The organism is Peptacetobacter sp. AB800 (genome assembly GCF_047807365.1).
In the GTDB taxonomy this organism is placed as follows: Bacteria; Bacillota; Clostridia; order Peptostreptococcales; family Peptostreptococcaceae; genus Peptacetobacter.
The window spans coordinates 1-21,237 of record NZ_JBLOUI010000030.1; the positions used below are offsets into that span (position 1 = coordinate 1).

The 21,237-nt window shown below is 31.2% G+C and carries 19 protein-coding genes; 3 read left to right on the forward strand and 16 right to left on the reverse strand.

The features are described from left to right. Nucleotides 1–197: 197 nt before the first annotated feature. The 9 genes from ACK2WN_RS08830 to ACK2WN_RS08870 form a co-directional block, all read right to left on the reverse strand. Entirely contained in the window at nucleotides 198–911 is a 714-nt protein-coding gene (locus tag ACK2WN_RS08830; RefSeq protein WP_300529612.1) for a response regulator, read from the reverse strand. Nucleotides 912–924: 13 nt separating this feature from the next. Next, nucleotides 925–3,681: an ATP-binding protein gene (locus ACK2WN_RS08835; RefSeq protein ID WP_416155372.1), complete on the reverse strand. Its 2,757-nt coding sequence runs from the start codon at nucleotides 3,679–3,681 to the stop codon at nucleotides 925–927. 38 nt (nucleotides 3,682–3,719) lie between these two features. Further along, nucleotides 3,720–5,588 (reverse strand): HAD-IC family P-type ATPase, encoded by a 1,869-nt coding sequence (locus tag ACK2WN_RS08840; protein WP_329998191.1) that lies wholly within the window; start codon nucleotides 5,586–5,588, stop codon nucleotides 3,720–3,722. 88 nt (nucleotides 5,589–5,676) lie between these two features. Continuing rightward, complete coding sequence (locus tag ACK2WN_RS08845; protein ID WP_300529607.1) at nucleotides 5,677–6,432, reverse strand: YdcF family protein; 756 nt, start codon at nucleotides 6,430–6,432, stop codon at nucleotides 5,677–5,679. 41 nt (nucleotides 6,433–6,473) lie between these two features. Beyond that, complete coding sequence (locus ACK2WN_RS08850; RefSeq protein ID WP_416155373.1) at nucleotides 6,474–7,265, reverse strand: GNAT family N-acetyltransferase; 792 nt, start codon at nucleotides 7,263–7,265, stop codon at nucleotides 6,474–6,476. A gap of 8 nt (nucleotides 7,266–7,273) precedes the next feature. Beyond that, a complete protein-coding gene (locus ACK2WN_RS08855; RefSeq protein WP_300529603.1) occupies nucleotides 7,274–7,546 on the reverse strand; it encodes a chorismate mutase in 273 nt (90 codons plus the stop codon). A 35-nt stretch (nucleotides 7,547–7,581) separates the two neighbouring features. Then, entirely contained in the window at nucleotides 7,582–8,682 is a 1,101-nt protein-coding gene (aroC, locus tag ACK2WN_RS08860; protein WP_300529601.1) for a chorismate synthase, read from the reverse strand. Continuing rightward, a complete protein-coding gene (gene aroA / locus ACK2WN_RS08865; protein ID WP_300529599.1) occupies nucleotides 8,675–10,006 on the reverse strand; it encodes a 3-phosphoshikimate 1-carboxyvinyltransferase in 1,332 nt (443 codons plus the stop codon). Before aroA ends, aroC begins: the two co-directional genes overlap by 8 nt. 95 nt (nucleotides 10,007–10,101) lie before the next feature. Then, complete coding sequence (locus ACK2WN_RS08870; RefSeq protein ID WP_329998199.1) at nucleotides 10,102–11,049, reverse strand: CorA family divalent cation transporter; 948 nt, start codon at nucleotides 11,047–11,049, stop codon at nucleotides 10,102–10,104. A gap of 270 nt (nucleotides 11,050–11,319) precedes the next feature. Here ACK2WN_RS08870 and ACK2WN_RS08875 point away from each other — a divergent pair, with 270 nt between their 5' ends. After that, nucleotides 11,320–11,985, forward strand: a complete 666-nt coding sequence (locus ACK2WN_RS08875; protein ID WP_416155374.1) for a hypothetical protein — start codon at nucleotides 11,320–11,322, stop codon at nucleotides 11,983–11,985. A 217-nt stretch (nucleotides 11,986–12,202) separates the two neighbouring features. After that, on the forward strand, nucleotides 12,203–13,177 hold the full coding sequence (locus ACK2WN_RS08880; protein WP_416155375.1) for a Gfo/Idh/MocA family protein: 975 nt from the start codon (nucleotides 12,203–12,205) through the stop codon (nucleotides 13,175–13,177). Between the two features lie 196 nt (nucleotides 13,178–13,373). Here ACK2WN_RS08880 and ftsH read toward each other — a convergent pair whose 3' ends face one another. After that, the gene (gene ftsH, locus ACK2WN_RS08885; RefSeq protein ID WP_416155376.1) at nucleotides 13,374–15,314 is read right to left on the reverse strand and encodes an ATP-dependent zinc metalloprotease FtsH; all 1,941 of its coding nucleotides are present in this window, start codon (nucleotides 15,312–15,314) and stop codon (nucleotides 13,374–13,376) included. Nucleotides 15,315–15,773: 459 nt separating this feature from the next. Beyond that, the gene (locus tag ACK2WN_RS08890; protein WP_416155377.1) at nucleotides 15,774–16,334 is read right to left on the reverse strand and encodes a hypothetical protein; all 561 of its coding nucleotides are present in this window, start codon (nucleotides 16,332–16,334) and stop codon (nucleotides 15,774–15,776) included. Nucleotides 16,335–16,556: 222 nt separating this feature from the next. Here ACK2WN_RS08890 and ACK2WN_RS08895 point away from each other — a divergent pair, with 222 nt between their 5' ends. Continuing rightward, complete coding sequence (locus tag ACK2WN_RS08895) at nucleotides 16,557–17,009, forward strand: DUF6173 family protein (protein ID WP_300529468.1); 453 nt, start codon at nucleotides 16,557–16,559, stop codon at nucleotides 17,007–17,009. A 95-nt stretch (nucleotides 17,010–17,104) separates the two neighbouring features. Here ACK2WN_RS08895 and ACK2WN_RS08900 read toward each other — a convergent pair whose 3' ends face one another. The 5 genes from ACK2WN_RS08900 to cmk all read right to left on the reverse strand — a co-directional run bounded on the left by ACK2WN_RS08900 (nucleotide 17,105) and on the right by cmk (nucleotide 21,227). Beyond that, nucleotides 17,105–17,791, reverse strand: a complete 687-nt coding sequence (locus tag ACK2WN_RS08900) for a LysR family transcriptional regulator substrate-binding protein (protein ID WP_416155378.1) — start codon at nucleotides 17,789–17,791, stop codon at nucleotides 17,105–17,107. 225 nt (nucleotides 17,792–18,016) lie between these two features. Further along, nucleotides 18,017–18,682, reverse strand: a complete 666-nt coding sequence (locus ACK2WN_RS08905; protein WP_300529464.1) for a hypothetical protein — start codon at nucleotides 18,680–18,682, stop codon at nucleotides 18,017–18,019. A 358-nt stretch (nucleotides 18,683–19,040) separates the two neighbouring features. Continuing rightward, entirely contained in the window at nucleotides 19,041–19,883 is an 843-nt protein-coding gene (locus ACK2WN_RS08910) for a 4-hydroxy-3-methylbut-2-enyl diphosphate reductase (RefSeq protein WP_416155379.1), read from the reverse strand. Nucleotides 19,884–19,902: 19 nt separating this feature from the next. Then, nucleotides 19,903–20,535 carry a lysophospholipid acyltransferase family protein gene (locus ACK2WN_RS08915; RefSeq protein WP_416155380.1) on the reverse strand — a complete coding sequence of 211 codons (633 nt, stop codon included), beginning with the start codon at nucleotides 20,533–20,535 and terminating at the stop codon, nucleotides 19,903–19,905. Nucleotides 20,536–20,588: 53 nt separating this feature from the next. After that, a complete protein-coding gene (gene cmk, locus ACK2WN_RS08920; protein WP_330669973.1) occupies nucleotides 20,589–21,227 on the reverse strand; it encodes a (d)CMP kinase in 639 nt (212 codons plus the stop codon). Between the last annotated feature and the right edge of the window lie 10 nt (nucleotides 21,228–21,237).

A 21,237-nucleotide genomic window follows, 5' to 3' on the forward strand; every position in this document is an offset into this window, starting at 1 on the left:
TTTTATTAATTATTTTTTCATCTTTTCGCTTTTTCAATACATTCATATTACTATTATACACAAGTTTTCCACAGTTTTAAATTATTATAATTTCCTTAAGAATAAAAAAAGAGATTAATATAGATACAATAATTATTTTTAAATAATAAATTCAAAAATAAAATATCGTAAATACATCAATCTCTTTCTTATTCTAATTATATTTCATCGTTTAATCTATATCCCACACCAACTTCTGTCATTATATATTGGGGATTTGCAGGTTGTTTTTCTATTTTTCTTCTAATTGTCGCCATAAATACTCTTAATGACTTGGTTTCTCCACCTATTACTCCACCCCATATTTTTTTTATAATATAATTATGTGTTAATACCTTTCCATGATTTCTTGCTAAAAGGGATAATATTTCGTATTCTATTGGTGTTAAATGTATATTTTCTCCTGATACAGTCACCTTTCTCTTATCGTAATCTATGAACAAATCTCCCACAGAAAAAGTATCTTCCTTTTCTTCCTCGGGCATAGAAATATCTACAGATTTATTTTCTTTATGTCTAAGAGCAACTCTAACCCTTGCAAGAAGTTCAACTATTGAAAATGGCTTTGTTATGTAATCATCAGCTCCAGTATCAAATGCTTCCACTTTTTCTCGATCTTGTTCTCTAGCGGATACTACAATTATTGGAAGGTCCGAAATCTGCCTAACCGTTTTAATAACATCAATACCATCTATATCTTCAAGACCTAAATCAAGTAGCATAACATCTGGAGATTTTGCTATAGCATTTTGGACTGCTTCTTTTCCAGTTGAACTCTCTATTACTTCATAATCTTGAGTTGTTAAAGCTGTACATATAAATTTTCTAATTGTACTATCATCTTCTACAACAAGTATAAGTTTTTTACTCATTTTTTATCCTTCCTTACTCTTCATCTTCTTTTAGTGGAAGATTAAAAATAAATTCAGCACCACCTAATTCTTGACTATTTCTAACCTTTATTTCTCCACCATGTGCATTTACTATAGATTTGCATATAGAAAGACCTAAACCTACGCCTTTTCTAGAGTCTTTACTTTTTCTTTCTCCAGTATAGAATCTATCAAATATATGACTAGCTAAATCATCTGATATACCTGGACCATTATCTGAAAATTCAAACCAAGCATTGTCATCATCTCTATATACTCTTATATTAATCTTACAACTACTTGTTGCATATTTCAATGAATTATCAACTAAATTAACAAATACTTGTTCTATTAATTTCGCATCCATTGGAACAAATATCAATTCATCTGGTATATCAATTTCCACATCTGCATCGTTCAACCTTCTTTTTATATGGGACAAGGCTTCTGATAATACCTCCTCTACAAGCTCTGGTTCTTTTTCAACCTTCAATTTTCCTTCATCTATCTTTGTCATACTTAGTAAATTTTCTACTAATCGTATTAACCATTGAGAATCTTCGTATATACCATTTAGTAATTCGTCTGTAATCTCTTCACTTATTTCATTTTTATTTTTTATAATTGTACTTACAGCACCGGATATCCCTGCAAGTGGAGTTCTTAAATCATGAGAAATAGCTCTTAAAAGGTTACTTCTAAGTCTTTCACTTTCCATTTCTAGTTTATCTTTTTCTCTTGATTCTGCTAGTTCTTCCCTATCAAGTGCAATACTTACCTGTGCTAATACAGTTTCTATAAATATTTCATCATCTGTATCTATATTTTTAACTTCTGATGAAACACCTACAGCACCATGAATTTTTTTAATTCCTTTTATAGGAATATATAATCCTACAGCACCGCTAAGTGTATCTGTAAAATGACCTGCATTCATACCATTATTAACAACCCACTTTGCAACAGCAATTTCGTTTGGAGAAATCATTATATTATTTTCAAAGTCATGTTCTGTTACATCATTGATACTCTTATGTTCAAATTCTATTTCATTATTTTTTCCCTTATATTTAATATAGTATATTTTTTCTTCATTTTTCATAACTAGGGAAACATCTCTTTCAAGACTAACACTTAAAATTTCTAATGCCTTTTCTATTATATCTTCTTTTCTAGATACCTTCAAAAATGTCCTACTTATCCGATAAATCATCTGTGTATGTTCTTCTCTTTTACTTGCATTATTAGCCTGGAATTTTATATTAGACATTAAAGCACTTGTTATTATTCCTATTACGCAGAACACAGCTAAAGTTATAATATAGCTTGGATCTGCTATAGATAAAGTATATTTTGGAATAGTAAATAGATAATTTACTATTGTTATATTTAAAAATGCACTTAAAATACCTAGTGTATAACCATTTGTCCAAAGAGACACCATAGAAACACCTAGCATATAAACTAACAAAATATTATCTTTTGCAAATCCTATCGACTGTAAAACATAAGCCATAACAGTAATAAAAATACTTATAAGAATAAATTTTATAATATCTACTCTAGAAACAGAAAAAGCTCTCTTCAGTTTGGATTTATTATTATTTTTATTTACCTTATTCGAATGAATTTCGTTTCTAAACGGAATTATAAGAATATCTATATTATCTATATTATCTAATAATTTATCAGCAATATCCTTTTTAAATTTCCTTTTAAATTTGCCTTTATCAGAGTGATCTCTACCAATTATTATTTTAGTTACATTTCTTACCTTAGAATATCTAATAATTTGCTCTTCTGGGTTTTCACCATGTAATATTACTACTTCTGCACCCAATTTTTTTGCAAGATCCATATTTTCGCCAAGCCTTTTTTTAGACTCTTGACTAATTGAAGACATATCTGATGGCTTAACATATATTGCAATCCATTTTGCTAAAGAAGAATCTGCTATTCTATACGCCGTTCTTATTACTTTTGATGAAGATGTTGACGGACTTATACACGCTAATAATATATCTGATGTAGGTTTTACACCTGAATCAGCTTTTGACATTCTTGATATCTGAACTTCTTTATTGACACGATCTGCAGTTTTTCTAAGTGCAATTTCTCTAAGTGCAATTAAATTATCTTTTACAAAGAAATTTTCTTTAGCTCTTTCTGCTTGAGTTTTTTCGTAAATTTTACCTTCTTTAAATCTCTCTAATAATTCTTCTGGCTCAATATCAATAAGTTCTATTTGAGTATAAGAATCACTTATTACTTTATCTGGTACTGTTTCCTTTATATTGATATTTGTTATTATTTCCATAATATCATTTAGACTTTCAAGATGTTGAACATTCAAAGTTGTGTATACATTTATTCCTGCCAATAAAAGTTCCTCTATATCCTTCCATCTTTTATTATGTCTAGAACCTTTTGCATTTGTATGTGCAAACTCATCTACTAATATAGTGTGTGGTCTTCTTTTTAATGCAGCATCTATATCAAATTCATTCAATTTTATTCCCTTATATTCAACTTGCTTTACTGGAATTCTTTCTAAGCCATCTAATAAAGCCATTGTATCTGGTCTTGTATGGGGTTCTATGTATCCAACTACCACATCTATCCCATTATCTTGCAAGGAATGAGCCGCTTCTAACATCGCATAAGTTTTACCAACACCCGCAGCATATCCAAAGAATATTTTCAATTTTCCTCTTGAAGTTTCTTCTTCTTTAATTTTTTCGAGTATACTATCTGGATTTGGTCTTTCCATAGACTATACCTCCCTTTAATTGTAAAATTTATTCTCCTTTATTTTTTGTGAAACACAACTGTTATCATCATTAAAACACTTGTAAATAAATTAAATAAAAGTAGATACATAGCAAAAACATCTATTTTTAAGTATAAATTATTATTCATAATTATAGGTAATATTAATATTATTACAGCAACAGATTTTATAATCATTTTTATATAATCTATAACCTTTATTATTTTTTCGGATTTAATAACTTCCCTACTTATACCTATTATCATAGGTATTTTTGCAGGATCTGAGTCATTATCTATAATATCTCCAAAACTTTTTACATCTTCATTTGAATTTCCCATAACTATTGAAACATCTGCATTTGCTAGAGCATATATATCATTTTCTCCATCTCCTACAACAGCAGTTTTATTACCAACACTTTGGCAATCTTCAACAAAATCCAATTTATTATCAGGAGTTGCCTCTGATATAAATTTATTAATTCCACATTCTGCTGCTATGGTTGCAGCTGTTAAAGGATTATCTCCTGTCGCTAATACTATATCGTATCCACTATTTTCCAATTTTTTAAAAGATTTTTTTAACCCTTCTTTTACAATATCTTTTAAATAAATTACCCCTAATACTTTATCATTCACAGCTATTGATAAAGGAGTTCCCCCTTTCATAGAAATTTTTTTACTTATTTCTTTACATTCAATAGGATAAGTTCCTCCATTATCTTCTACAAATTTTTTTATTGCTTTTTCAGAACCCTTTCTAATTTTAAACCCTTCTAAATCACATCCACTAATTCTACTACCTAATGCAAATGAAATAGGTTTAATATCCTTTTGACCAATATATTTTCCTCTTAAAGAATACAATTTTTTTACATATACTAATATACTTTTTCCTTCTGGAGTATCATCATATGCTGAACTCAATGCTGCAGCTTCTGCAACATCATCTTCAGATATGTTTCTAGCAGGATAGATTTTTATTGCCTCTCTATTACCAAATGTAAGAGTTCCTGTTTTATCTATTAAAATTGTTTTTACATCAGCTAATTTTTTTATTGAATTTATATTTTTTAAATCTATATTATAATATTTTAAAATTTCACCTTTAAATAGCTTTAAAAATTTAAAAATATTATATATATCATCTGGCAATATTGCTATGTATATACCTAAAAAATAAAATATTTTTTCAAACAAATCTATTTTATTGTAATGTGAATATACAAGTATAATAAGTATTGCTACGATTATTGATAATACAGTACTTTTATTTTCTCTTGATCTTCTATCTAAATCATCTATAACTCTTTTATTTATTGTTCTTTTATTTTTAATTTCACCAGAATTTGATTTTGCTTTAACTACTAAAGAATCCGATATTAGTTTAGTTCCTTCTTTTACTGAATCTCTTTCGCCACCTTCTTCAACCAAAACAGCTGCACTTTCACCTGTTATACAGCTTTCATCTAAAAGAGCTACTCCATCAATCACTGTTGCATCACAAGGAACTATATCTCCTCTATTTAATATAAAAATATTTCCTTTTTTTATATCTTTTACATCTATTTTTTCAGCATATCCATTTTCTAAATCAACAATTTTTGTTACTGTTTTTGTTTTTTCTTTTGATTTTATCTCTCTTGTTATATCTTTTTCATACTTAGAGTTAAAGTATCTTATCAGTATACTTAAAAATGCAACTAAAAGTGAAAATAAAAATACATATATATCTATATTAGATGCATTTTTATCAAAAACTCTTGCTACTAACATAAAAAACATAACAGTTATAGATATAATTATAGAAACAGATTTTAAGCTTTTTCTTATATATCCAAATTTTAAATCTCCATTTATATCTTTATTTGTTTTATATTCATATATACCTGATAATATTTTCATATACAACACCCTTTCATATTTCTTATATCTTAAATATAACAGTTAAAATATAAAGCTAGGATAAAAATGTATTCTTTAAGCATTAAGATTATATAAAGATTGTATAAATACCAACTAACATCATTTTTATTATGGCAAAAAATTCTCTTACATAAAATACTGGTATCAAATACCACTTAGTTCTTTCTGTATAAAAACTTATATTTTTATAACCCTCCATTTTTGCATACTTGTCGCTTCTAAAAGCGTGAAAATCTGTAGTCACTACCTTAACATCTACATCAGCTACATTTTTCTTGCTGTCGTTTTCAATTTTATCTCTAGAAAACTCAAAATTCTGCATAGTGTTTACAGATTTATCTTCCTTGATAATCATCTCTGGTTTAATTCCTCTTTCAACAAGATATCTTTTCATAGCCTCGGCTTCAGAGATATTTTCTCCATCGCCCTTTCCACCAGACACAACTATCTTACAATCGTCGTCATTATTTTTAACGTATTCAACTGCTCTATCAAGTCTTCCTTTAAGTGTAAGTCCTGGCTCATTCCCCATCACTCTAGCTCCCAAAACGATGATATAATCACAGTTTTCCGTACTTTTCTTAGGAAATGCGATAATCATTCCCTCAACAGCGACGAATATTATAATCGCCACAGCTGCACAAATTTTTACAATCATATATAACCACCTATGTTTTTTAATCTTATCTCTAGTGAAGTGGTACACCAAGCAAATTGTTCCAAGTACAAAGAAAAATCCACTAAATGCAACCCCATTCATAGCGAAAAACAGTATTCCAAAGTATAAGTAGAACACAATCGCTAAAAACAAACTAATACTCATAAATACCAACTCCCGCAAATCTCAATTTTAGTAAATTTCAACTATTTTCTATACAACTCAAATGCTGTATACTCATCTTTTTCTCTATATCCAAGTTTCTTAGCAAGCTCTATAGATCCTTTGTTGTGGGCATCCCAACTAGGATATATCCCTCTTTCCAAGCACTTCAATATTATGCTTGCCCCACAAATAAGCGCATATCCATTTCTTCTATGCTTCTCATTTGTGTCTATCTCGATTTCAATTCCACCTTCAAAAGTACAGTATGAAGATGCTCCAGACACGATTTCATTATTACTTCTATCCAAAAGAACAACTCCTATACCCTTTTTAGAATAGTCTTCGTAATTATTATAAATTCCAACCAAGTCTTTGCTCCACTCATTTTCTAAACATCTCTTATATATTTCTTCATCTATATCCAAAATTTCAAACCCTTCTTTTGCAGAACTTTTTATCTCGTTCAATTTATCCACGTCAAACTGGCTCATATCTTCAAATGTAGAATATCTCTTAATTTCTTTTAACTCCGGCACACCTTCTAAATCTACATCAAATGTATTTCTAACAAGTTCTGCCCACTTATCATTTTGAGGTATAATTATATCCATCTCACCTTTTTTATAATCATATTTTAAAAGATTTTCATTAGGCTCTCCTGCAAACATCCTAAAATCTCCAATCACAGCAACAGCAGATTTTGGATTATCTAAGTCAAGAGAATACACTTCTCCCATAATTCCCTGCAGACAAGACAGCAAGAAATTATTCTCCCAATCTCCAAACAAGCCTTTAACTTTTTCTATATCCTTAATTTTTACTATTTTATCCATAAAAACCTCTACAGTCCAAGCTCTCTTTTCTGAGAATTTCTACTCAATCTCATTAAAAGCTCAAAAACTTCCTTTATATCATCCTCGTATTTCTTATCTTTTAAATTATCCACAGCTTTCTGAAGAACAACTTCCTCTCTACTACTCTGTAGCACTTCCATTCCGTTCTCTTTCTTATAACTAGCAACCTTTAAAACAGTTTTCATTCTCTTTTCAAAAAGCTGCACAATCTCTCTATCTATCTCATCTATTTCAACTCTATATTCATCAAGTTTAGTCATATTAATCTCCTTTTCAAATATCAACTATCTAAAATCTACATTCCGTAAAGCATATCCAGCATAGCTATTGCAGTTGCTGATTCAATTACACTAACAGCCCTCTGAACTATACAAGGATCATGTCTGCCATTTACCTCAATCTCTGTATTTTTCACATCTCCATCGCTTCTCAAATCAGCCACGTTTACAGTACGCTGCTTGCTAGCAATTGAAGGTGTTGGCTTAATTGCAACGGTAAATACAACTGGCATACCATTTGTAATTCCGCCGATTACACCACCATTATTATTGGTATAAGATAAAATATTTCCATTATCATCGACATACATCTCATCATTTGCTTCTGAACCGTACATTTTAGAAATATCAAATCCCTCGCCAAACTCAAGCCCTTTCACAGCAGGAATTGAAAACATCATACTAGAAATAACCGACTCTACAGAATTAAATATCGGACTTCCTACACCAGCATTCATGCCGACAACTGCACACTCAATCTTTCCACCTACAGAATTTAAACTTTCTCTAGCCTTTAAAATCTCAGCTTTCATATCATCTTCAAGACTTTCATCTATTAGTGGAAAATCAGAATACGAAAGGCTTTCAATTAAATTATCATCTATATTAGTGTAATCAAAACTACTATCCTCAATCTCCTTTATCGATTTAATATGAGAAACAACCTTTATGCCCTTCTTTTCTAAAATCTGTCTACAAATCGCTCCAGCAAATACAATCGGAGCTGTTAATCTCCCAGAAAAATGTCCTCCACCACGATAATCATTAAAACCATTGTATCTCACAAATCCAGTATAATCAGCGTGTCCAGGTCTAAAATTATCCCTTATCTGAGTATAATCTGCTGATTTTCTATCCTTATTCTTAATTGTTGCGCAAAGTGGAGTACCTGTAGTTCTTCCTTCAAAAAATCCACTCACAATATTTGCTTTATCATCCTCTTTTCTTGCAGTAGACATCCTATTTTTTCCAGGCTTTCTTCTATCCATCTGTCTTTCTACTTCATCCAAATCTATCTCAAAACCTGGCTCTAACCCGTCTATAACAACGCCGATTTCACTTCCATGCGACTCACCAAATACTGATATTTTTAAATTTTTGCCCCACATACTACTCATGCAAATCACCACCAATCACTTCAACGCATCCACCTAATTTTTCAAAGTCCTCAAAAAATCTTGGATACGATTTAGAAATACACTCAGCGTCTTTTATAACTATCTCTTCCTCACAAATTGTAGACGCTATAGAAAGCATCATACAAATTCTATGATCCTTGTGGCTCCAAACCTCGCAGCCACCCTTTAACTTCTTATTTCCATTTCCATGTATTATAAGAGAGTCTTCTCTTTCTTCTATATTTGCACCTAGTTTTGAAAGCTCTTCATTTATCGCACTAAGTCTATCACATTCTTTAATTCTAAGCCTTTTTGCATTGACAATCTCTGTCGTACCATTTGCAAATGCCGCACAAACAGAAAGAACAGGTATAATATCTGGACAATCTGTTGCATCTATAATAGTACTATTTAAAGAGTTTACCTTCATTTTTATATCGTCGCACTCGTCGTAAACTCTCTCGCAACCCATTCTCTCAAGGATGTTCACAGTAGCCTTATCTCCCTGAATTGAGCCTTTTCTCAGACCTTTTACATTCACATTGTTTCCAATGGCATCGGCACACAAGAAAAATGCTCCTTGAGAAAAATCTCCCTCTACTGTATACTCATTAGAATCTGTATTTTCTCCTTTACACTTATACTTTTGATTGCCCTTTATCCTAAACTTTCTGTAGTTGTCATGCTCAATCTCTATCCCAAAATCCTTCAAACTTGCAAGAGTTATATCAATATAACTCTTAGATTCTATATTATCCAATATATTTACAACTGAATCCTCATCAAGCATTGACAGTGCAAATAACATCCCTGTTATAAACTGAGAACTAATATTTCCAGGAATATCATACTCTCCAGCACCTAGCTTTCCATCAATTTCTAGGTAATTCTCTCCTTTTTTGTACTTAACTCCATTCTTATCAAAAATATCATAATAAACATCTAAAGGTCTTTTCCCTAGATTTCCACTCATCTCAAATCTACACTTATATCCAAGTACCGCAGCTATAGGTATCATAAACCTAAGAGTAGATCCAGACTCATTGCAGTCTATAACGTGTAAATCATTGTCAGTTTCTATTTCTTCTCCAGCATTTTTACGAATTCCTTCGATTTCTATACTCATATCGCCAACTTTTGAAACTGCTCCAAAAGATTTCACCGCCTCAAGAGTTGCTTTTATATCATCAGATAATTCTATATTGTTTATAATACTTTTTCCTTTCGAAAGAGCTGCACAAATAAGCGCCCTGTGTGCAAAACTTTTTGACGGCGGAATTGTAAGCTCACCAGAAAGCTTTGACGGTTTTATCCTTATATCCATTAAAATTCCTCTCTTTTCTCTATTTCTTATAATTTAGTAATTTATACGATAATCATCAAATTAATTTCGTTATTTCACATCATTCTCTTTAAAAACTATAACATTCCATTCTTTTTAAACAAATGTATACCAATTAATATTATTAAAATCATTATAACAATTGTAATAGGGTATCCATATTCCATACCAAGCTCTGGCATATACTTGAAGTTCATCCCGTATATACCTGTTATAATCGTAAGCGGTGCCGATATTGCAGTTAATATAGTCAGCTTTGTTATAAGTGAGTTTGTCTTTTCATTGACCTTTGAGTCGTAAATATCTAAAAGCTTATCTGCCAAATCTCTCGTCGAAATTGAAAACTCGTACAACTTATCTATACCAAAGTCTATCCCCTGCATATCGTTGTACTCCTCAAGCTCGACCTCTTTTAAAAACCTAACATCCTCGCTTACAGCATTGTCTGTTATATAAATAAGCGGTCTAATATTTTTAACAACCTTTCTCGCAATTGCCCTAACTTTATTAATCTCTTCAATGTGGCTACTGTTTGCATTGTCCATCATATCATCCTCAATATCTAATATCCTATCCTCTAACATCTCCAAAAACTCAAAACCATTCATTATATACTCTTTAATAATGTACTGATTTATTTTGTATAAGACGTATCTCGTACTCTTATCAGACTTAGTCTTATTCAAAATCAAATTTTTCATAAATTTATATATAAAGCTCTCCTCCTCAGCCACAGTGAGTATAAAATTATCGGCTGTGTATATATGAGCCTCAAATTCTCTTATCTCTTCATCTACGTATTCGAGAGATCTTAAAGCTATAGAGTCAAAACTTTTATTTGGATTTATCCTGATAGAATTGTCAAAACTCATACAGTCGAAAAAGAAATCTTCATTTATCCCTAAAGTTTCCTTTATCTTACAAAACTCATCAACTTTTGACAGTATTACATAATCTCGCTGCGAGTCGTATCCTTCTTCAAATCCATCTAAAACTTTATTTTCCTGCAATTCCAATATCTTCATCTCTCTCACCTACTTGTTTTTAATTTTAAAATTTTTTATTTATTATATCAAGTATACCATATTGAAGCCTATTACTGAAATTCGTTCTTCTTTTCATCTATTACATATGACAGTTTAACAAGTTTTTTTCAATTATTTTCACAAAAGTGTAGTATAATAAGAAATAAAATTGAAATTTTCTTAAGGAGTTGATAAAAAATGCTTACCCAGAGTGAAAAAAATATTCTTTCTTTTGTAAAACCGTTCGCTATCGAGGACAGAAAGGTTTTAATGAGAGATAATTTTATAGATGAAAAGATAAAAAATATGAATATAGATGAAATAAGGGAAACTGTGCTTTCTCTAGGAGAAAAAGGATATTTATGTGCAAAGGAATTTATAACTGGAACTGTTATGATTATGGAAGTGTATCAAAAAGGTATTGAATACGACCAGCCAGCAGATGATTTAGGTACTATGCCAGAGTTTTCATTTAAAAGAGGAAACTTCGAAACAGAAGTAGAACAGAAAAAATATAAATACACAACACCTATAGAGCATATAAAACAGTACAATGCTTTTGAAACTGAGGAAGATAAGAAAAAAGAAATTGAATATAAAAGACAGTACGAGTATAGAAAACCTGCAGAATACAAAAGACCAGAAAATACTGTAAATACTGTAAATTCTACTAATGCAGATGCTGCATCTTCTTATTATATAAATAAAAATACAGATTATTTAGATATAAAGAAGATGATTTTCGCTGATGAAAGAATTTCTGAATCAGATCAGAAAAAGCTATTAAAACTAATAACACTGATTGAAACTATGACAGAAAGCAACGTTCCTCTTCCAAAAGGGGCTTTTGTTGAATACGACGATGTTATCTGCAAATACAGCTGGATTACAGATGTTATAGGTAGAGTGCTTATGAATAAGTACTTCCTTGCTTAGTAGGATTTTATTATTTAGTTGTTTTAAATTGGCTTATTATATTATTGTTTAAATATTAGGAGGGGATTTTATGAAAAAAGTATTACTAACTTTGATGAAAACTTTGGTTATTTTAATGCTTGTAGTTGTAATGGTTCCTTCGTTTCTCATATTACTTTTAAATTATGATAAAAGTAGAATGAGATAAATATTAATACCATTAAAAAGGAGTTTTTCTATGAAAAGATATAATTGGGCAACTTTAGGATGCGGCGTTATTGCTAATCAGCTTGCAGAGGCGATGATTTCAAGAGGAGATAATCTCTACTCTGTCGCAAATCGTACTCACGAAAAAGCTTTAGAATTCGCTGCAAAATACGGAATTGAAAAAGTATACGATAAGATTGATGATGTTTTTGAGGATGAAAACGTGGATATTATCTACATCTCTACTCCTCACAATACTCATATAGAATATTTAAGAAAGGCTTTAAAAGCTGGTAAACACGTTCTTTGTGAGAAATCAATTACATTAAACAGCGATGAATTAGATGAAGCTATTTCTCTTGCAGAGGAAAATCACGTCATTTTAGCTGAAGCTATGACAATTTTCCATATGCCAATTTACAAAGAGCTTAATAAGATAATAGAATCTGGAAAGCTTGGAGATTTAAAACTAATCCAGATGAATTTTGGAAGCTACAAAGAATACGATATGACTAATAGATTTTTCAATAAAAATTTAGCAGGTGGTGCTATGCTAGACATCGGTGTATATGCACTTTCATTTGTTAGATGGTTTATGAGCTCAAGACCTATAGAAATTTTATCTCAGGTTAAATATGCTCCAACTGGTGTCGATGAACAGGCTAGTATTCTTCTAAAAAATAAGGAAGAAGAAATGGCTACAGTTATACTATCTCTTCACGCAAAACAGCCTAAACGTGGAACTATAGCGTTTGATAAGGGATATGTTGAGATTTTTGAATATCCTAGAGGTGAGGAAGCTGTTATCACATATACTGAGGATGGCAGCAAGGAAGTTATAAAATCTGGAAATACTTCAAACGCATTGTTATATGAGGTTGAAGATATGGAAAAGGCATTAAACGGAAATCCTGAAGTTATGCATCTAAATTATACTAAAGATGTTATGGATATGATGACTGAAATAAGAAACGAATGGGGTATGAAATATCCTGAAGAAATGTAATAGTAGGGAAAGAGTATAACTGCTCTTTGCTCCAGCTTTATTTACTTGAAGCATTCAATTCTATGTCCTCCCCCCAATTAACCTCTGAAGGTTCATAAATTGTCAATATTATATATTTTTGAAATTAAAAAGGATACTGTACAAACGTAAAAATAACGTCTATCAGTATCCTTTTTATATGTTTTTATTTTGGATTTTAGTTTTCTTCTTTATTTAAATTTTCTTCTTTGTTTGTAGACACTTCCATTTCATTTACAGATACTTCTACTTCTTCTTTTTTTTCTTCTGTTTCTACTGGAGCTTTTGCTTTTTCTGGATCTTCATTGTTTAGTATCCGCATGAATTCGTCTCCAGTTATTGTTTCTTTTTCAAGAAGGTAATCTGCTAATTCGTGAAGTTTGTCTATGTTGTCTTCAAGTATCTGAGTTGCTTTTTTATGGCAAGCTCCAACTAAAGCTATTACCTCTTTGTCTATTTTAGCTGCTGTTTCTGCTGAGCAAGCTAGTGAAGTATCTCCACCTAAGTACCGGTTGTTTAGAGTTTCAAGCGCAACCATTCCAAATTCTTCATTCATACCAAATCTAGTTATCATCGCTCTAGCTATTCTAGTAGCCTGTTCTATATCATTTGATGCCCCTGATGTGCACATATTGAAGATTATTTCTTCAGCTGCACGACCACCTGTGAATGTTGTTATCTTATCTATTGCTTCTTCCTTAGACATTAGCACTTTTTCGCCTTCTTCAACCTGCATTGTATATCCAAGTGCACCTGAAGTTCTTGGGATTATTGTTATCTTGTGAACTGGTGCTGAATGTTTATTGATTGCTGCAACAAGTGCATGACCAATTTCGTGGTATGCGATAATTTTCTTTTCTTTTGGACTTATAACTGCACCTTTTCTCTGGTATCCAGCGATTATTGTTTCAACAGCTTCTTCTAAGTCCATCTGTTCAACTTTCTTTCTACCATCTCTAACTGCTCTAAGTGCAGCTTCATTTACTATATTTGCTAGCTCTGCACCAGATGCTCCTGATGTAGCTCTTGCAATTTCGTTGAAATCTATATTTGCATCGTATTTAACTGCTTTTGCGTGTACTTTAAGTATCGCTTCTCTACCATTTAAGTCTGGTAATTCAACAGGTACTCTTCTGTCAAATCTACCTGGTCTTAAAAGTGCTTTATCTAAACTTTCTGGTCTATTTGTAGCTGCAAGTATTACAACTCCTACTCCACCATCAAATCCATCCATTTCGCTAAGTAACTGGTTTAGAGTCTGTTCTCTTTCATCATTTCCTCCCATACCATTAGCTCCATCTCTTTTCTTACCTATAGCATCTATTTCGTCGATGAATACTATACAAGGTGCTTTTTCCTTAGCCTGTTTGAATAAATCTCTAACCCTTGCAGCACCCATACCAACAAACATCTCAATAAATTCAGATCCTGAAATTGAGAAGAATGGTACTCCTGCTTCACCTGCAACTGCTTTAGCAAGAAGTGTCTTACCTGTACCTGGAGGTCCAACTAAAAGCGCGCCCTTAGGCATCTGTGCACCTATTTCTCTATACTTAGCTGGGTTGTGAAGATAATCTACTATCTCAGTTAAAGCTTCCTTTGCTTCATCCTGACCAGCTACATCTTCAAATCTCTTTCCACTCTGTGCAGGTACGTAAACCTTTGCGTTTGACTTACCAAACTGCATAGAATTTCCACCCATCTTCTTAGAAAGGTTTCTCATCATTAAATTACCTAACATACCTAAAATTGCAAATGGCAATATCCAAGTAAGTAAGAAATTCATAAGTGGTGAATTTTCTCTAGGAATTTCTTTGCTGAACGATACATTTTTTGCATTTAATTTTTCAATTAACTCTGGATCGTTCATATTTCCTGTTACGTATATGTTTCTGTCGTCTTTTTTCTTAGGCTCTATAGATATTTTATCGTTGTCTAAGTTAACTGTTTTTATCTCGTTTTTGTCTAACATCTGCTCGAATTTGCTGTAAGTTATCTCAACAGTCTGTCTTTTCAGCATACTTGGAAATACAAGCACATTAAGAAGCATTACGAAAAGCATCATCATAGCATAATAATAGAAAATCGATCTTTTCGGTTTCTTTGGTTCCATCTCCATACCTCCATTTTTTTATTCCTAAGTTAATTAATACCCTAAACTTTTTAGGATAATCTAATTATCTTTATTTTTTGGTATTATTTTATCAATCAAAATTATAAAAATTTATTTCTTTTTAGTAATAATTGAATTTTGATAAGTTTTATACCTGTTTTTACTATTTTTATGAAATATTATATCTTTATTTTATCATAACACACAATTCTTAATTATATCTTAACTTTTCTTAAAAAAGCAATAAAAAAAGCTACCGAGAAATTTCTCAGCAGCTTTTACTTTTATTTGAATAAATTTCCTAACATGTTGAATATCATGATCGCATTAGCTAATAATCCAACTGCAATTAAGAACATAACTATTTTTAAAATAGCCGATTTCATACCCTCTTTCATAATCTTCCTCCCTAACATTTACTCTACTAAACGTTATCACGTTACGATTATGAAATCAAGTATTTTTTTATTTTCCCTCTAGCTCTAGTCTCATTTTTTCCATTTCATACCACTCATACTTTCTCCAAGCGTATGAGTCTGGATCTATTCCATGTTCTAATCCAAGTCTAACCTGTTCCATCTGGTTAGCAAAAAGCTTTCTTTCTACATACGGAGAAATATCAACACCATTTTCAAGACCTTTTCTAATCTGTTCCATTACAGAAGTGTATATATTAGACTTAGCGTATTTACTTATATCGACACCACTTTCAATACCCATTCTAATCTGTTCCATCTGGCTCCAGATAAACTTGTCTGTTGCATAAACAGAAACATCATATCCTGCTTCAAGTCCTCTTCTGATTTCGTACATCTGGTTAGAATCTAATCTATGATCTATATAGAAAGAAATATCTAATCCTTCTTTTAACCCCATTCTTATCTCATACATCTGTTCAAATTTGTATTCAGGCTTAGCATAAACATCGACGTCAATGCCTTCTTTTAAGCCTAAATCTATCTGATACAGCTGATCCCCATTAAACATATCTAAATGATAGTAATCTACTATTGTTTTTAATTCCATAACATACACCTCGTTATACTAATTTGTACTTCAAATTTTTAAATTTATTAATTATAGTATATCACACTATTAACCCAATTTTATGTTGTTTTATTTTATGATTTAATAAAATTTTGTTTTTATAATAATTTTCTGAAAATTATATCTCTTCTGTTGAAAAATAAATTTCACCGTACTATAATATAATTACAAATATAAAAATTTTTGAAAGGTCGTGATTTTATGCGTAAAAATGATTCTAATGTGCTTCCTGATACTATTAGTGATAAAATCAGAAAATCAGTATCATCAAGAGATTACGAGCTTGCAGACTACCAATATCAAAGAATCATGGAAAGCATTTACGATTTTGAACAGTATCTAGACAAAGATAAAGAGGTAGCTCTATATCTTACAAACTTCGGTGAAAGCGTCCTTATGCACATAACTGATATTGGATACAGCAATCCATCACTTATCCACTACTTCGGATACGTAAATGGAAACTATGCTGAACTAATTCAACACGTTTCTCAAATCAATTTCTTAATTACATCAGCTCCAAAATTGGACGATGAAAAACCAGCAAGAAGAATAGGATTTAAAAACAACGTTGGAGAAGAATTCGTCGAACCTTCAAAAGAAGACTTAGAAGACTACGAAGAACTAATGAAAGAAAGTAGAACAAACTTCTAAAATAATATAGCTAATAAAATTTAATACAATAAAATAATTCAACAAAAATAGGCTGTTACAATTTGTAGCAGCCTGTTTTAACATTCTTTTCTAACCTATTTAAAATTTTCTATAAAAAATTTTGTCCGCTCATCTTCAGCATCCTTCTGATATGCTATTACGTAATCAGAGCTAACCTGATCTGATATAACTTTTATAACAATATCATCTAAATTACTTGGAATAAAGTTTTCGGGAAGTATAGCCACACCGTATCCACTTCTTGCAAGCCGTATAGCTTCTATATCGCTATCACAAACCATACTAAACCCATACTCAGAATGAAGAGTAAGTTTTTCTTGTAGGATGTTTCCAAGCTTAAAAGGTACATACTTAGGGCTAAGCGTTATCAAACATTCATGCTTAAGCTCTTCAAAGCTCAGACTTTCAATATCTTCAAGAGATATTCCTTCTATTTTGTACTCATTGCTAAAAATTGCATATGTTTTTATCTGATTGATAACCTTAAACTTGCAATCTATATTTTTTATCATATCCCTAGTCACAAGAGCTAAGTCTATATTTCTATTTTTAAGAAGATAGCTCACCACAGAATAATCTTTAACAAGTATTTTAGGATAAACATTTGGAAGATTTTCTCTCATTTTTTTCAATCTCCCATCCATTTTAGATAGCTCAACATAACTAGAACACCCTATTCCAAAGAAAGAAATCTTATCAAAATTATTCTTTATCAACTTCTTTCTAGCTACGTATCGAGTAAATATTTGGGACTGTTGCATAAATTGCAACAGTTCTTTTGTTATGATAATCTTTTATAACTAACAAAAGAAACTTGTTGCAATATTATGCTAACAGCTCCCTAATTTTTTCGAGTTCTTAGAGTTATGGGTTTGAAGCTAATAAAAAAATAGGACAAGATATATAACTGCCAGCCAGCGACAATGCAACTTGATTGCCTGGAGCGGATGATAGTTATAATCTTGTCCTTTTATTTTACTTAGCTTTTATTTTTCATTTACCTTTTTCATAGCATTGTATCCCATGAATACTACCCATACGTATGCTAATGTTTTTGGCATCATTAGTGCTCCAACTATTGGAATAGTTTTTGCAAATAGTACAACTGGAATGTAGAATCCAAAGCTTAGTGTTACTGCAAGCCACATATTTTTGAAGCTTATATCGTTGAATTCTCTTGTCTTTTTAAAGAATATTACTATTATTACTAATCCCATTATTGCAAATGGTATGTTTCTGTATATTCCCCAAATTTCTGGTGCATTTGGAGATAACCAATCATTCTGTGGGAATAGGCAAAGTATTATTCTTATCGCTGCTAATGCATATACTGCGAATTTAAGACCTTTATCGTCTTTTACTTCATATCTCATTTCCCATATATGGAATAATATTACATAGAAAATAGTCATTGTTATTGATGCAACTGCTTCACCAAATCCTAACGCAGCAGGATTGTTGTTTATACCTACTGTCCACATAGAATATACTCTTGGAACTAGATGGAACGCATCCCCACATCCAAGAACGATAGCCATTATACCAAATAATCTATACTGACTACCTTTTTCTGTTGCTTTGATCATCTTTATACCTACTGTAATAACTGTTACTAAGTAACAGATGTCAAAAATACTTTCAAATATTCTCATATTTATCACCTCTGTATTTTTTATATGTTATATTTTAGCACATATTATTTTATTGTCAAACATTTTTTATAAATAATATTTTATACTAAAAATATTTATCTAAAGAAAATGTTTTTTACAATAAATATAACTAAATAAAAAATAATAAAAAAAATATCCCCCTACACTCTTTTCCAAGAATATAAGAGGATGCTTAAAACGTTTTAAAATTTATTAACTTATATTTTGAAAAATCGTGATTAATTTGCTACGACAATCTGCAAGCGACTCGCAACTTATAAATGTGTTACATAGAAGTGCGAGTCGCTGAAGCCTGGAGAGCAATTAATCACGTTTTTCAATCGCAAGGTAATAACTTTTATAAACTTTTTAAGTATTTTATTATATCGTCTATTATCCAGTCTGGAGTAGATGCTCCAGCTGTTATTCCGACATTTTCGTATTTTTTTATCTCTTCCACATCTAAATCATCTCTAGTTTCAATTGCAAAAGTAGGACAAACCTCTTTACATATTCCAACTAATTTCTGAGTGTTAGAGCTGTGTTTTCCACCAATTACAACCATACAGTCCATTTCTGATGCAAGCTCTCTAGCTGCTTCCTGTCTAGCCTTAGTTGATGAACAAATAGTATTATTAAAATCAATCTTATCTGATTTCTGTTTTAATATATCAACCATATTTCCGTAAACTTCTAAATTCATAGTAGTCTGTGCAACTGAGCAATAATCAACTTCAGGATCTAATTCTAACTCTTTTGCTTCATCTATAGTTTTTATAATTATAGCTGAGTTGTTGCACCATCCATTTATTCCTATAACCTCAGGGTGATTTTTATCACCTATTAATATTATTTTCTTTCCTTTGTCGTAGTTTTCTTTAACTATATCGTGGATTTTTTTAACAAAAGGACATGTTGTATCCACTACTTCTAGTTCTTTTTCATCTGCTCTATCGTATATAGACTTAGACACACCATGAGATCTTATTATCATTTTAACGTCACTTGGTATCTCTTCTATATCGTCAGCAGTTATTAGACCTCTTTCTTCATACTTTCCAACTGCCTGTTTATTATGAATAAGTGGCCCTAATGCGTATATTTTTTTATTCTGTTCCTCGCATAACTCTCTCCATGCAAGTCCCATAGCTCTCTTAACACCAAAACAAAATCCTGCTTTTTCTGATATCTTTATATTCATAATTTCCTCCAATCGATGCTTAGGCGTTGTATTTTATTCCTTCAACATCTACTATTCCATCTGCCTGTTCACAGTAATTTTTGATAATTACCTGCATAATCTCTTCTGATATTCTTTCGTGGTCTTCATTTGTAAGTTTAGCTCTAAAATACTGGCTCATATCTATAGGCTCACCTATGTATATCTTAACTCTGCTGAATAATTTATAAGTAGAAATTACAGATATAGGCACTACATTTGCCTTACCTTTAGATGCAAAAAGTGATAGACCTGCCTTTGCCTGACCAAATTCTTTTCCTTTTACCCTAGTTCCTTCTGGGAATAGTCCCAATACATAGCCGTCTTTTATAGCTCTTAAAATCTGCTTAACTGTTGAAATTCCAGTGTTCTCTCTATCTATTGGTATAGTGTTTAATTTCTTTAAAATAAAACCTAGTATTTTATGGTCGAATAATTCCTTCTTAGCAACCGCTGCAACCTCTCTTGTAGTCATTGAAGATGCAACAAATATAGGATCTAGGTTTGATTTGTGGTTCGCAGCTATTATAACATTTCCTTCAAGAGGTACATTTTCTATACCGATTACCTCATATTTGAAGAAAACCCTACAAAATAGACGAAGCACGCTCAATGCAAAATCGTAAAACTTCATTATTTAATTTCTCCATTCTTATTTTTATTTAACTTTATAGTATACATGGTAAACTATTTTATTTTAGATACTACAGCTTCTACAACCTCGTCAATTCCAAGTCCAGTAGTGTCTATTTCTATAGCATCGTCTGCTTTTTTTAAAGGAGCAAATTCTCTATTAGAGTCTATCTCATCTCTTTTTTCTATATCTTTTATAATTTCTTCTAAAGTTCCTTCAAATCCCTTTTCACAAAGTTCTTTGTATCTTCTTCTTCCTCTTTCTTCAGGAGTTGCAACTAAGAAGAATTTGTAATCTGCATTTGGGAATACATAAGAACCAATATCTCTACCATCAAGTATTACATCGTTTCTTGTTCCTATCTCTCTCTGAACATCTACCATTAAATATCTAACTTCTTTTATTTTTGCGACATCAGAAACATTTGCGCTTACTTCTCTAGTTCTTATCTCTTCGTTTACAACTTTTGAATCAAGATATATATTGTTATCTCTAAAATCTATATCAGTTCTTTTAGCTACTTCTATCACAGCTTCCTCATTCTTAACATCAACGCCTTCAGATAAGCATTTGTATGTTACTGCTCTATACATTGCTCCTGTGTCTATGTAGTTTATGTTTAGTTTTTTAGCTATTAATTTTGAAATAGTACTCTTTCCAGCTCCTGCTGGTCCATCTACTGCTATTATCATAATTACCACA

Coding starts and splice junctions, on each gene's coding strand:
- ACK2WN_RS08830 (WP_300529612.1), bottom strand. CDS start 911: ATGAGTAAAAAACTTATACTTGTTGTAGAAGATGATAGTACAATTAGA.
- ACK2WN_RS08835 (WP_416155372.1), bottom strand. CDS start 3,681: ATGGAAAGACCAAATCCAGATAGTATACTCGAAAAAATTAAAGAAGAA.
- ACK2WN_RS08840 (WP_329998191.1), bottom strand. CDS start 5,588: ATGAAAATATTATCAGGTATATATGAATATAAAACAAATAAAGATATA.
- ACK2WN_RS08845 (WP_300529607.1), bottom strand. CDS start 6,432: ATGAGTATTAGTTTGTTTTTAGCGATTGTGTTCTACTTATACTTTGGA.
- ACK2WN_RS08850 (WP_416155373.1), bottom strand. CDS start 7,265: ATGGATAAAATAGTAAAAATTAAGGATATAGAAAAAGTTAAAGGCTTG.
- ACK2WN_RS08855 (WP_300529603.1), bottom strand. CDS start 7,546: ATGACTAAACTTGATGAATATAGAGTTGAAATAGATGAGATAGATAGA.
- aroC (WP_300529601.1), bottom strand. CDS start 8,682: ATGAGTAGTATGTGGGGCAAAAATTTAAAAATATCAGTATTTGGTGAG.
- aroA (WP_300529599.1), bottom strand. CDS start 10,006: ATGGATATAAGGATAAAACCGTCAAAGCTTTCTGGTGAGCTTACAATT.
- ACK2WN_RS08870 (WP_329998199.1), bottom strand. CDS start 11,049: ATGAAGATATTGGAATTGCAGGAAAATAAAGTTTTAGATGGATTTGAA.
- ACK2WN_RS08875 (WP_416155374.1), top strand. CDS start 11,320: ATGAGAGATAATTTTATAGATGAAAAGATAAAAAATATGAATATAGAT.
- ACK2WN_RS08880 (WP_416155375.1), top strand. CDS start 12,203: ATGAAAAGATATAATTGGGCAACTTTAGGATGCGGCGTTATTGCTAAT.
- ftsH (WP_416155376.1), bottom strand. CDS start 15,314: ATGGAGATGGAACCAAAGAAACCGAAAAGATCGATTTTCTATTATTAT.
- ACK2WN_RS08890 (WP_416155377.1), bottom strand. CDS start 16,334: ATGGAATTAAAAACAATAGTAGATTACTATCATTTAGATATGTTTAAT.
- ACK2WN_RS08895 (WP_300529468.1), top strand. CDS start 16,557: ATGCGTAAAAATGATTCTAATGTGCTTCCTGATACTATTAGTGATAAA.
- ACK2WN_RS08900 (WP_416155378.1), bottom strand. CDS start 17,791: ATGCAACAGTCCCAAATATTTACTCGATACGTAGCTAGAAAGAAGTTG.
- ACK2WN_RS08905 (WP_300529464.1), bottom strand. CDS start 18,682: ATGAGAATATTTGAAAGTATTTTTGACATCTGTTACTTAGTAACAGTT.
- ACK2WN_RS08910 (WP_416155379.1), bottom strand. CDS start 19,883: ATGAATATAAAGATATCAGAAAAAGCAGGATTTTGTTTTGGTGTTAAG.
- ACK2WN_RS08915 (WP_416155380.1), bottom strand. CDS start 20,535: ATGAAGTTTTACGATTTTGCATTGAGCGTGCTTCGTCTATTTTGTAGG.
- cmk (WP_330669973.1), bottom strand. CDS start 21,227: ATGATAATAGCAGTAGATGGACCAGCAGGAGCTGGAAAGAGTACTATT.